Source organism: Acinetobacter sp. CIP 51.11, assembly GCF_000369665.1.
GTDB lineage: Bacteria > Pseudomonadota > Gammaproteobacteria > Pseudomonadales > Moraxellaceae > Acinetobacter > Acinetobacter lwoffii_S.
Genome location: NZ_KB850129.1, coordinates 146667 through 158993 on the forward strand (window position 1 = coordinate 146667; position 12327 = coordinate 158993).

10 protein-coding genes are annotated in these 12327 nt (G+C 43.7%); 7 read left to right on the forward strand and 3 right to left on the reverse strand.

Annotated elements, in window-relative coordinates:
• Positions 1-184: 184 nt before the first annotated feature.
• Entirely contained in the window at positions 185-382 is a 198-nt protein-coding gene (locus F894_RS04555; protein WP_005246303.1) for a hypothetical protein, read from the forward strand.
• Positions 383-478: 96 nt separating this feature from the next.
• On the opposite strand, the gene F894_RS15140 is transcribed toward F894_RS04555, so the two are convergent.
• Entirely contained in the window at positions 479-646 is a 168-nt protein-coding gene (locus tag F894_RS15140) for a hypothetical protein (protein ID WP_005246304.1), read from the reverse strand.
• A 316-nt stretch (positions 647-962) separates the two neighbouring features.
• Between F894_RS15140 and F894_RS04560 the strand changes: the two genes are divergently transcribed.
• Together F894_RS04560 and F894_RS04565 are read left to right on the forward strand one after the other, a co-directional pair.
• Positions 963-1880 (forward strand): LysR family transcriptional regulator, encoded by a 918-nt coding sequence (locus tag F894_RS04560; RefSeq protein ID WP_005246312.1) that lies wholly within the window; start codon positions 963-965, stop codon positions 1878-1880.
• A 501-nt stretch (positions 1881-2381) separates the two neighbouring features.
• Positions 2382-4547, forward strand: a complete 2166-nt coding sequence (locus F894_RS04565; RefSeq protein ID WP_005246313.1) for a TonB-dependent receptor family protein — start codon at positions 2382-2384, stop codon at positions 4545-4547.
• A 63-nt stretch (positions 4548-4610) separates the two neighbouring features.
• Here F894_RS04565 and F894_RS04570 read toward each other — a convergent pair whose 3' ends face one another.
• Positions 4611-5219, reverse strand: coding sequence for a MarC family protein (locus F894_RS04570; protein ID WP_004280329.1), 609 nt, complete (start codon positions 5217-5219; stop codon positions 4611-4613).
• Between the two features lie 28 nt (positions 5220-5247).
• Complete coding sequence (locus F894_RS04575; RefSeq protein ID WP_005246314.1) at positions 5248-7284, reverse strand: choline transporter; 2037 nt, start codon at positions 7282-7284, stop codon at positions 5248-5250.
• Positions 7285-7554: 270 nt separating this feature from the next.
• Here F894_RS04575 and betI point away from each other — a divergent pair, with 270 nt between their 5' ends.
• The 4 genes from betI to F894_RS04595 all read left to right on the forward strand — a co-directional run bounded on the left by betI (position 7555) and on the right by F894_RS04595 (position 12196).
• A complete protein-coding gene (betI, locus tag F894_RS04580) occupies positions 7555-8133 on the forward strand; it encodes a transcriptional regulator BetI (RefSeq protein WP_004731001.1) in 579 nt (192 codons plus the stop codon).
• A 21-nt stretch (positions 8134-8154) separates the two neighbouring features.
• Positions 8155-9630 carry a betaine-aldehyde dehydrogenase gene (gene betB, locus F894_RS04585; RefSeq protein ID WP_005246315.1) on the forward strand — a complete coding sequence of 492 codons (1476 nt, stop codon included), beginning with the start codon at positions 8155-8157 and terminating at the stop codon, positions 9628-9630.
• A gap of 10 nt (positions 9631-9640) precedes the next feature.
• Positions 9641-11296, forward strand: coding sequence for a choline dehydrogenase (gene betA / locus F894_RS04590; protein WP_005246316.1), 1656 nt, complete (start codon positions 9641-9643; stop codon positions 11294-11296).
• Positions 11297-11425: 129 nt separating this feature from the next.
• The gene (locus F894_RS04595) at positions 11426-12196 is read left to right on the forward strand and encodes a TorF family putative porin (protein WP_005246317.1); all 771 of its coding nucleotides are present in this window, start codon (positions 11426-11428) and stop codon (positions 12194-12196) included.
• The last annotated feature ends 131 nt before the right edge of the window (positions 12197-12327 follow it).

Here is a 12327-nt window from a genome sequence, read left to right on the forward strand (position 1 = left end):
AGATGTAGTCAAAATATCTATTTATTATTATTGCAGATTTTTCTATTTTTACGATGATTGACTCTGTGTTTTCGAAGATCATCCCTATAAAATAGCAAACGTAGTTAAAAATGAAATAAGCATCAAATATTGGAATAATAATTGCTTATTTTTTGTACCATAACAATAAAAAGGCAGAATAGAGATGAACGTTCAATTTTTAAAGCTGATGTTAATATTGGCTAGCAGCATGGTGATCAGCCAAACCAGTCTTGCAGGAGATGGAGGCTTACACTTTGCTGAGAAAAATCAAAAAATAGTTGCACAACTTCAGGCCAAGAAAAAAACAGCAGAATCACAAGCTCAGCCATTACAAGCAAAAGCCAATCCAGAGGCAAAATAGTTCAACAGCATCCATCAAATAAGGTCGGCTGAGCAAAAAAACTCCCCCTATATTTTGAAAAATGGGGGAGTTTTTATATTTTGAATGCGTAAAAAATTATTGATTCTGTTCCTCGTCCTGTCTTTCCTGGCGCAGTTGATCGCGTTGTCGTTGTGGATCATGAAGACCTAATTGACCTCGCTGGATCTCACGATCCTGTTTTTCTTGAGGATCAAGTTGCTCTTCAGTAAGTTCTTCATCATTTCGATCGATTGGCTCTGGCATGATCTTTCATCCTCTATAATATTTTCTACTTTTTATTGTATGAAGGCAGCAAAATTATTCTGTGACTTTTGTACCTGAGTTGGTTTTCTATCTTGTTGCTGTTGTAAGTTTAAGCAATATGTTATTGGAAGCATTTTCATAAGAGTTAATTTAATCAATAAAATCAAATGAATAAAAATATAAAACTCTAAAAAATAAAATGAGTAAGGCTCATTAATTTTTTATAAAAATGAAAAAAACTAAACAAGGAGCAGGGAATGGGTTATGCTAAAGGCAGATCAAGTGTGATCCGTCTTTTGAATTTTACGGTATTTCCATGATAGAACTTCGCCATTTAAGAACGTTAACAGCTTTGCGTGAGCATGGTTCTCTGGTTGCAGCAGCAAGTGATTTGTGTCTAACGCCATCGGCTTTGTCACATCAGTTACGTGAACTCGACCAATGGTTTGGCGTTGAAGTGGTGAATCGGCGCAGTCGTCCTGTGAGCTTTTCAAATGTGGGGCAACGGTTATTAAAACTGGCAGATGAGATATTACCGCAAGTTCAAATTGCGCAGAGCGATATCAGCCGTATTGTGCATGGTCAGACCGGGCGCATTATTTTCTCCTCTGAATGTCATAGCTGTTTTGACTGGCTGATGCCATTGCTCAATCAATACCGCATGCAATATCCGGATGTAGACTTAGACTTTGCTTCAGGTTTTGAATCGAATCCGCATGAATTATTACAAACCGGAGAGTTTGATCTGCTGATTACGGCTGATCCGATTGCGCTCAAAGGCATTGAATATTTTCCGATTTTCGAATACGAATCACGCTTGGTTTTATCCAATACCCATCCGCTGGTACGTGCGAAAGAGATTACTGTTCAGGAACTTGCTGAAGAAACGCTGGTGACTTATCCGGTGGATAAACACCGTTTGGACATTATGTCGCGTTTGTTTATTCCAGCTAATATTCTACCAAAAGCCATTCGTACCACCGACTTGACCCAAATGCTGATTCAGCTGGTGGCAAGTGGTCGCGGGATTGGTGCATTACCTGATTGGGTGGTAAATGAATATGAGCAGAAAGGCTGGGTCACTTCACGCCGCCTCGACTGTGTGGCGCCTGAAGGCTTACGTCGAACTTTATACGCCGGCTATCGCACAGAAGAAAAACAGAAAGATTATTTTGAAGGCTTCTTGAAACAGCTGGATCGGTTTTCCAAGAAAAGACAGGTCTATTACAGCTAATTTGCGAATAGTTAAATATATTTAGTCCGTTATTTTTAAAAATCCTGCATCGTCAGGATTTTTAAAAATTGATTGTTTTTCTCTCAAGGATTTCAATTTTTCTATAAGGCGATGAGGTTAATCTTGTCTACTTTAAATCAGAAAATATACAACTTCGGCCAACTTTCGAAATTAAAGAACTGGTTTGGTCGATTATAAATTTTTCTACTTATCACATTTTGCCAAGTGGAAATACATCTGTGCAGAATTAAATTACATATTATTAAATATCAGTTACTTAAAAATTAAGTTCTTGGAACTTGTGAGGATGTGGTTTTGATCTTGCAAGTTGATTTTTAATAAAAAGATTAAATAAAATGAAAAAACATACGCTGATCAGTCAATTTTTTGGCAGAAAATAACTCCTGAAAATAACAATGTTGATCTATGCTACAGCATAATTTTTAAACTGATTTCCTCTCATAAAACGGAATCACTTATACAGGACTGTATAAAATCGCCATGCACATGACAAAAATTCCTCTCAAGAAAAGCCCGCTGAGCCTCATGATTCTGTCGATTGTCTCAGGTCATCTTTATGCTGAAACTGCCGTAGAACCGGACAATGTTCAACAGCTGAATACTATTGTGATCAGCGCTGAGCAAAATGCCAATCCGCAGCAGCAATATCAGAAAGAGCTGGCTCAGGTTTCAGGAGGAACGAATTTCATTGGTGAGCAGCAATTAGAACAGCAGCGACTTGCAACCACAGCCGATGTGTTCCGTTTACAGCCAGGAATTTATGCCCAGTCTGCAGGGAATGAAGGTGCAAAAATATCGATCCGTGGCTCAGGAATCAACCGGACTTCAGGTGCACACGCATCCGGTACTCACGTCCTGATTGACGATATTCCATTTACCGGGCCGGGCGGTACAGCGTATGAACTGCTAGAACCCTGGTGGATTGATCATGTCGGGGTTTATCGCGGAGCCAATGGCTTTAAGCAAGGCGGACTGGCCTTAGGTGGAACAATCAACTATAGAACCAAGACCGGCGCAGATCAGGATGGCTCTGAACTCAAATATGAAATGGGCAGCCATGGTTATCAGAAATATCAGTTTAGTACCGGCCGAAAGCTGGATCAGATGGATTATTATCTGGCACTGACGGGTACCCAGTTTGATGGAATTCAGGATCATGCTGAAGGCGATGGTAAGGGTCTGGCTTTTAATTTGGGCTATCAGATCAGTCCGGATATCGAAACCCGTTTTTATGCTCGTTACCGTGAGAGCAAGCATTTAACTCCAGGACGGATTACACAAGAACAGCTCAAAAATGATCCTGAAGCAGCGAATAGCTTTAATTTAGCGGTAGATGCCAAACGGATTCAGCCGGGCAGTACTTGGCTGGCCAATACCACGACCTGGAATTTACAGGATGATGCAAAACTGACTGGCAGTCTGGCTTATCATCATTATCCGCTGGATTTACGTGAAAGCAGTTATCGTACCAATGTCGATTATGAAGATATTACAGCGCGCTTCCAGTATGAAAAACCTTACCAGTTTCTAGGTCTGGAGCATCAGGGGCGTATTGCCTTGCGCAGCACGACTCATCGTCCGGACAGTGGTGTAACGGAAACCATCCGACGTGATACGACTATTGATGGAACTTTGTATCCGGCAGATACCGTTACCCGCCGTTATACCTATCGCGGTTCAGACAACGTCCTGCAATTTGATCAGGAAACCACATTAAATGATCAGTTCAAATTAGATTTGGGACTGGCAGCGGTGTATACCCATCGGGAAAGTGAAGTAACTTATCCTGTGGCGAGTCCTGAAGTCAGCCGTTATGAATGGAATTTTGCACCACGACTTGGTTTGACCTATCAGCCGAATGAGTCTGTGCAATGGTTTGCCAATTTAAGCCGCAGCATTGAGCCAGCACATCCTTGGGCGATGGCTTGGTCTTCACCGTATTATTTTGACAGTGGTGTCGCTTCTGGCCGGGTGCGCGCGCCAATCTATTTGGACACGCAAACCGCCAATAGCTTTGAACTGGGTGGACGTGGACAATCAGGCTTTGGAGACTGGGCACTGAGTTATTATTATTCCAAAGTGAAAAATGAACTGTTAACCTCTGAAATGATTAAAACCTATGAAGATGGATCGAATCGACCTTCAGAGCCAATTGCTGTTGAATCGAATGCCACGCCAACGATTCATCAAGGGGTGGAGCTAAGTCTAGATACGCCATTGCATGAATCCCAATATGGCGAACTGCGTCTGCAACAGGCTTATACCCTTAGCGATTTTCAGTACAAAAATGATCCATTGTTTGGCAAGAACCAGTTGCCAGGAATCCCTAAACATCTGTATCAGGCTCAACTAAGTTATGCCTTGAATAATGGCCTCTATATTGGTTTGAATACCGAATATGCATCGAAGATGGCACATGATTATGCCAATAGCCGATTCAGTGATGACTATCAGATCTGGGGCATTGACGTGGGTTATGCACCAGAACATCAATCGTGGAAAACCTGGATCAACTTTAAAAATATCACGGATGAGAAATATGCTGCGGTCGTGATTCCTGGTCTGAATGATAAAGGTGCTGATGTAGCGCGATCTTCACCAGGTGAAGGTTTTTCTACTTATGCCGGTGTGTCATTTAAATTTTAATTTTTAAAATCAAAAAAAGAGCGGTGAAAACCGCTCTTTTTATTTATTGATAGAAAAGGTTTATCAGGTTTCTAAAATTCCGGTAACGCCTGTCACAATCATATCGATGGCAATCGTACCAATCAGAAGCGCAGCAACACGACCGACAATATCGACATACAGGTCAATGTAGTTGGAATATTTATGCTGTAAATGATCATGCAGATATTTCATCAGGATCAGCAGGCTACAAGTCAGAAACAGCGTAGAAAAAATCACCAGAATGGTTTGCATTAAACTGAGCTGTATGCCGGTGATCACAGATGCCGAAATGGTACCCGGACCGATCATAAACGGCATGGCAATCGTGCCCGCCAGATGACTGGGCGCTCCACGCATCACGCCAATCGTATCAGCACCTTCAAAGACATAACGATAGCCGATCACCAAAAAGATAATACCGCCAAAAATCTGGAAGGACTCAAACCGTACATGCAAGACTTCATTAAAGAAGGCTTCACCGGTTTTTGCAAAAATGATGAACACAATAAAGCTGATCAGACTGCCTTGAATCAATGCCATGTTGAATACTTTTGCATCGGAATTACGGATAATTCCGAGCATGTAAATACTCATCAAAAATGGATTGAGCAGGGAGAAAAACAGGGCAAAGGCATTCAAACTTTCTGACATCATTGAGTCCTTACGTAGTTGAGAGATCCTAGATTTCACGATCCGGGAACAGCGGACGTTTACCTGGGCTAATACGGTTAATATGCAGATACATCATATGGCGTTCATATTTATCCAGGATGTCATTGATCACCTGTTCCTTACTGTAACCGACCAGATCGTTTCCCTGAGAGCCTTCAAACAGATAACTTTCCAGACGATAGTAATAACGTTTGGTTCGTTTACCACGTGAACTGAAATTTGGCGTGTCATAGCGTACCGGCCATATTTCGTAGACAAAGTTTTCTTCTTCATCGAGCTGAATGGTCAGATCCAGATGATACAGTTCAGGTTCTTCCTCCAGCGATTTTTCCTGAATATTGACTTGAATACCTTTGTCAATTAACTCGGTTGCAACGGCCTCAATGGCTGGTTTGCAAACATTGTCCAGCATGGTCCGCGTCTGGGACAGGCTTGGATGCAGCATGACCCGGCTCAGACGCTTCTTCCAGTTCAAAATATCCACATTACCGACCACAGGTGCCGCATTCAGGCTGGTGCTTGCCTGACGAAAATCCTCCAGACGCAAGGACTTATACAGTCCGGCCATCACAAAGAAAATCACGAAACTAAAAGGCAGGCCCATAATAATCGTGGTGTTCTGTAATGCTGTTACGCCATTCGCCATGAGCATTGCCAAAGTCAGCAAACCGATGGCAATGGCCCAGAACACACTCAGCCAGCGCGGTGAATCATGTTCAATATTAGTGAATTTGGTCGTGAAATTTCCCAATACCAATGCCCCCGAGTCCGCTGAGGTCACATAGAACAGTAAGCCGGTAATGGTGGCGACACCTGCAGTAAACATAAAGCCTGGATACTGCGCCAAGAGATCATAAAAACCATGTGCCGGATTTTCTAAAACTGTCGTAGCAAGTTGAGTATTACCATCAAAAATCACGCTGTATAAAGCACTGTTACCGAAAATAGACAACCAGGTCAGGGTAAATAACAGAGGAATAACCAAAGTCCCGGTGACAAATTCGCGAATGGTACGACCACGGGAAATACGGGCCAGGAACAGACCAACAAAAGGTGACCAGGCGATCCACCATGCCCAGAAGAACAGGGTCCAGCTATTCATCCATTCTTTCGGTTGTTCAAAAGGAAAACTGGTTAAAGAGAGTTTTGGGAACTGACTGATATAGTCACCAAAATTCTGAATCAAGGCTGCTAATAAAAATTCGGTATTGCCTACAAACAGAATAAATAGCAGCAGCCCAATTGATACATAGATGTTAATTTCAGACAGGATCCGGATGCCTTTATTGACACCGGCAGTGACTGAAATAATAGTAATAATCACGGCAACAGCGATGAGTGCAGTTTGAATCCAGATATTTTCTGGTAAATCAAACAATACATGCAGGCCGTAATTTAATTGCACAACGCCAATCCCGCAGGTGGTGGCAATCCCGAAAATCGTGCCGAGTACTGCAGCCGTATCCACAGTATGGCCAATTGGACCATTAATTTTTTTTCCAAAAATAGGATAGAGTGCTGATCGGATGGTGAGCGGTAAATTATAGCGATAGCTGAAATAACCTAGCGCGACCCCAATCAGTGCATACATACTCCAGCCGGTTAAACCGTAGTGAAACAGGGTCCATACCATGGACTGGCGCGCAGCTTCGAAGGTTTCACCTTCGCCTACAGGCGGATTTATATAATGCGAAAGCGGTTCCGCCACTGAGAAAAACATCAGGTCAATCCCGATTCCGGCAGAAAATAGCATCGCCGACCAACTCAACAGGCTAAATTCTGGCTTGGAATGTTTGGGGCCTAATTTAATCTCGCCATAACGGGAACAGGCGATAAAGACGATAAAAACCAGATACAGCGTTGCCGCTAGCAGGTAATACCAGCTAAAGGTACGACTGACCCAGTTTAAAATATTGATAATGACTTGATTGGCTTGTTCATTAAATAAAATGGTAATGATAGAAAACAGCAGAATAAGTGTCGCCGAAAAATAAAAAACTACTTTATTCAGACCATCTTGCATCTCTTCATTTTTCTTTTGCATAAATCCATGACCATCGTGTTGTTGCCGGATGATCTACAGTGCAGTGTGATTTAAAAGCAAAAGCCTGCGGTAAAGCTTCCTTGTTTTCGTGAATTACAAACTTTTGCAAATCCAAAACAAACTGCGCTGTACATCAAGGGTGAGCTGGCACTATAATTTTTATTAATTGAACGTTCAATTAAAAAAGCGTTTATGAATTGTTACATCATTCAGCTATTTGCTTTAGCAGAGTGACTTTCTATTGTTATATCCGTTATTCAGGTTAGTCTTATGCCAAAAGTTGGTATGCAACCGATCCGTCGCCAGCAACTGATCGATGCCACCTTAGCTGCAGTGAATGAGCTAGGTTTTGCAGAAGCTTCAATTAGTCAGATTGCTCAGAGGGCAGGTGTCTCAACCGGCATCATAAGTCATTATTTTCAAGGTAAAAATGGCTTGATTGAAGCCACAATGCGTTACTTATTGCAGCAATTGGGTAAATCTGTTGCACAGATAAAGATACAGGTTGATGACTTACCGGAGCAGCGCTTACTGGCGATCGTACGTGGTAATTTTGCTGCTCCACAAACCGACAAGGCGGCCATGAAAGTCTGGTTGGCGTTCTGGGCTAGCAGTTTGCATCAACCTGAGTTACATCGGTTACAGCAGATCAATCATTACCGCTTACATTCCAACCTTAAATATGAATTCATGAAAAAGTTGAATAAAGACCAGGCAGAGAAAGCCGCTCAAGGTCTGGCAGCATTGATTGATGGATTCTGGTTAAGAGGTGCTTTGGTAAATGGCGAAATTGACCCGGAACTGCCGATTGAACTGTGTAGTGAATATATCCGGCAACAACTCAAATAACCCACCTGCGAGGAAATTCCATTGACAACATTCAAACTGCAACGTCCTTATATTCATGGACAATATGTCGATGCAACGTCCAATAGCACGTTTCAAACGATTAATCCTGCAACAGGCGAAGTTCTGGCAGACGTGCAAGTGTGTACGCGAAAAGATATCGATCGCGCTGTTGAATCGGCACAGAAAGGACAAAAAGTCTGGGCAGAAATGACGGCGATTCAACGTTCGCGTATTTTGAACAAGGCTGTTGCCATCCTCCGTGAACGTAATGATGAGCTGGCGCGTTTAGAAAGTCTCGACAGTGGTAAAGCTTTCAGTGAAACATCCACCGTCGATATTGCGACAGGTGCAGATGTACTTGAATACTATGCAGGTATTTTGCCAGCATTAGAAGGTCAGCAAATCCCACTCAGAAGCAGTTCATTTGTCTATACCCGACGTGAACCTTTGGGTGTGGTCGCCGGGATTGGTGCATGGAATTACCCGATTCAGATCGCATTATGGAAATCTGCACCTGCACTGGCAGCAGGCAATGCCATGATCTTTAAAGCCAGTGAAGTGACGCCTTTAACTGCATTAAAACTGGCAGAAATTTATACTGAAGCAGGTGTGCCGCATGGTGTCTTTAATGTGGTTACCGGCAGTGGTGAAATTGGTGGTTATCTGACTTCGCATCCTGATATTGCCAAAGTGTCGTTTACCGGTGGCGTTTCTACCGGCAAAAAGGTCATGGCGCAAGCTGCAAATTCTAGCCTGAAAGAAGTCACGATGGAGCTGGGCGGTAAGTCTCCGCTGATTATCTGTGAAGATGCCGATCTGGATTTGGCGGCCGATATTGCCATGATGGCCAATTTCTATAGTTCCGGTCAGGTGTGTACCAACGGTACTCGCGTATTTGTGCCTTTGGCATTGAAAGCAGAATTTGAAGAAAAGATTTTGCAGCGTGTTGAACATATCCGTATGGGTGATCCACTTGATCCTGAAACCAATTTCGGTCCGGTTTCCAGCTTTGAGCATATGGAAAAAGTGCTGGGCTATATCGAAAAAGGCAAGATAGAAGGGGCACGCCTATTATGTGGCGGCGGCCGTGCTAAGGATGAACAGTTTGTCCAAGGAGCTTATGTCCTGCCAACCGTATTTACCGACTGCCGTGATGACATGACCATTGTACGTGAAGAAATCTTCGGTCCAGTCATGAGCATCCTGAGTTATGACACCGAGCAAGAAGCCATTCGTCGTGCCAATGATACCGATTATGGTCTGGCTGCAGGTGTCGTCACACCAGACTTAGCCCGTGCACACCGAATTATTCATCAGGTAGAAGCGGGTATCTGCTGGATCAATACCTGGGGTGAATCGCCTGCAGAAATGCCTGTCGGTGGTTATAAACATTCCGGTGTTGGACGTGAAAATGGGCTTGTGACCTTGCAGCATTACACCCAGACCAAATCGGTTCAGGTCGAACTCAGTCCTTTCCAATCTGTATTTAGCGCATAAGGGGGATTTGATGAATTACGACTATATTATTATCGGTGCGGGCTCTGCGGGTAATGTTCTGGCAGCGCGTTTAACTGAAGATCCAGATACTAAGGTGCTATTACTTGAGGCAGGTGGCCCGGACTATCGTCTGGATTTTAGAACCCAGATGCCGGCTGCTTTAGCTTATCCTTTACAAGGACGCCGTTATAACTGGGCCTATCTGACCGATCCAGAACCCCACATGAACAATCGCCGTATGGAATGCGGCCGTGGTAAAGGTCTGGGCGGATCTTCACTGATTAATGGCATGTGCTATATCCGTGGTAATGCTATGGATCTGGAACAGTGGGCCAGCCTTAAAGGTCTGGAACACTGGAACTATGCGCAGTGTCTACCCTATTACAAAAAAGCTGAAACCCGCGATATTGGCGGCAATGACTATCATGGCGATTCAGGCCCGGTTTCAGTCGCAACGCCTAAGAATGGTAATAATGAGCTGTTTCATGCCATGGTCGAAGCTGGGGTTCAAGCCGGTTATCCACGTACTGATGACCTGAATGGCTATCAGCAGGAAGGTTTCGGGCCGATGGACCGTACTGTAACGCCGCAAGGCCGTCGTTCCAGTACAGCACGTGGTTATCTCGATATAGCCAAAGGCCGGGATAATCTCACGATTATTACCCACGCCATGACCAACCGTATTCTGTTTAATCGTAATCAGGCGATTGGTGTGGAATATTTTGAAGGACAAAATACCTTACAGCCGATTCAGGTCTTTGCAGACCGTGAAGTATTGCTATGTGCAGGTGCAATTGCCTCGCCGCAAATCCTGCAACGCTCCGGTGTAGGTCCGGCCGAACTGTTAAAAAGTCTGGATATTCCGGTGGTTCAGGACCTGCCGGGTGTGGGTGAAAACCTGCAAGACCATCTGGAAATGTACTTACAATATAAGTGCAAAAAACCGGTCAGCTTATACCCAGCATTAAAATGGTATAACCAGCCCATGATTGGCGCAGAATGGTTATTCCTGGGTAAAGGCATTGGTGCCAGCAACCAGTTTGAAGCGGGTGGCTTTATCCGTTCTTCGGATGAGTTTGAATGGCCAAACATCCAGTATCACTTCCTGCCAGTGGCGATTAACTATAATGGGACCAATGCTATTCATGAACACGGCTTCCAGGCTCATGTCGGTTCCATGCGTTCACCATCTCGTGGTCGGGTTCGCCTGAAATCCAAAGATCCGTTTGAACATCCAAGTATTCTGTTCAACTATATGAGTACTGAACAGGACTGGCGCGAATTCCGCGATGCCATCCGCATTACCCGGGAAATTATGCATCAGCCGGCATTGGATCCCTATCGTGGTGAAGAAATCAGTCCGGGAAAACATCTACAAACAGATGCTGAAATTGATGAATTTGTTCGTAATCATGCAGAAACCGCGTATCATCCATCGTGTAGCTGTAAAATGGGTGAGGATGACATGGCGGTTGTCGATGGTTATGGACGCGTACATGAAATGCAGGGTCTGCGTGTGATTGATGCCTCGATAATGCCTTTGATCATTACCGGCAACCTCAATGCAACTACGATTATGATCGCTGAAAAACTGGCAGACCATATTCGTGGCAAACCTCCTCTTGCGCCTTCATCTGCACCTTTTTACAAGGCGCCTCGCGCTTAAATCATGGTTTTATTCCTGTCGTCTAGTAAAGCAGGAGTAAAACGAATTTCAATTTTTTCCCCAAAACGGAGATAAAATCTCGACTGCTTTCGTTTTATCTCCGGCTTTGCTTAATACAATTTATATTTTATGAAAATATTCAATCAAACAGTGCTGTTTGGCTGTGCTGCTGTTTCAAGTTTTTACTGTTATGCTGATGATGCGGAAGTAAAAAAAATAGAAGCAAGCGGAAACTTGAGTGTGGTCTCCAAGTACGTCTCCCGTGGTTTGACCAATGCACCTGAAAATGACGACCTTGCTGTACAGGCTGCATTGAATCTGGCTTATGGCAATTTTTATGTTGGATATTGGGGATCTACGCTTGGATACTCTTATGCAGAAGTGCAGGGGCGTCCGGGACATCGTTCAGACAAATTCGAGCATGATTTTCTGCTGGGTTATACCTATAGCAGCGAAAATTATGACTGGGATTTATGGAATGCGACCTATTATTATCCGGGCGGTGAGAACACCACTGGAAATGAGTTAGGCTTAAATGTAAGTCGTGCGTTGAATGATCAAACCAGTATCGGCGCCAGCGTATCGACCTATCTGTATGATGTGGCTTATGCCAATCAGGGCGATACTTTTTATACGCTTAACCTGAACCATCAGTTGAATGATCGTCTCAATGCCAGCATTACAGCAGCAGGAAGCTATTTTAACGATGAAGGCAAATATGAGGGCGGTGAACTGGGCGATACCGAAAAGCAGTTTGCCTTTCGTTATGCTTCTGCCGGACTCAGTTATGCGCTTTTACCGCAGTTGAGTGTGTCAGGTGAATATATCTTTGGCGGTTATGACCGCTATGATGACAAGCAGCGTAATCTTGCAGTATTTGCACTGAGTTATGATTTTTAAAATTATGAAATCATTCAGACTAGGCGGGTGAAAATCTGCCTTATCTGCAACTTTGATTAATAGTATAAGCCATGACTTGAAGTTGATTCATGCTCCGGCAGCTCAGGAAAGACTGAGGATCTGGTTTAATC

Excerpts from the sequence above, each read along its gene's own strand:
- F894_RS04555 (WP_005246303.1), top strand. The coding sequence starts at position 185 with ATGAACGTTCAATTTTTAAAGCTGATGTTAATATTGGCTAGCAGCATG.
- F894_RS15140 (WP_005246304.1), bottom strand. The coding sequence starts at position 646 with ATGCCAGAGCCAATCGATCGAAATGATGAAGAACTTACTGAAGAGCAA.
- F894_RS04560 (WP_005246312.1), top strand. The coding sequence starts at position 963 with ATGATAGAACTTCGCCATTTAAGAACGTTAACAGCTTTGCGTGAGCAT.
- F894_RS04565 (WP_005246313.1), top strand. The coding sequence starts at position 2,382 with ATGCACATGACAAAAATTCCTCTCAAGAAAAGCCCGCTGAGCCTCATG.
- F894_RS04570 (WP_004280329.1), bottom strand. The coding sequence starts at position 5,219 with ATGTCAGAAAGTTTGAATGCCTTTGCCCTGTTTTTCTCCCTGCTCAAT.
- F894_RS04575 (WP_005246314.1), bottom strand. The coding sequence starts at position 7,284 with ATGCAAAAGAAAAATGAAGAGATGCAAGATGGTCTGAATAAAGTAGTT.
- betI (WP_004731001.1), top strand. The coding sequence starts at position 7,555 with ATGCCAAAAGTTGGTATGCAACCGATCCGTCGCCAGCAACTGATCGAT.
- betA (WP_005246316.1), top strand. The coding sequence starts at position 9,641 with ATGAATTACGACTATATTATTATCGGTGCGGGCTCTGCGGGTAATGTT.
- F894_RS04595 (WP_005246317.1), top strand. The coding sequence starts at position 11,426 with ATGAAAATATTCAATCAAACAGTGCTGTTTGGCTGTGCTGCTGTTTCA.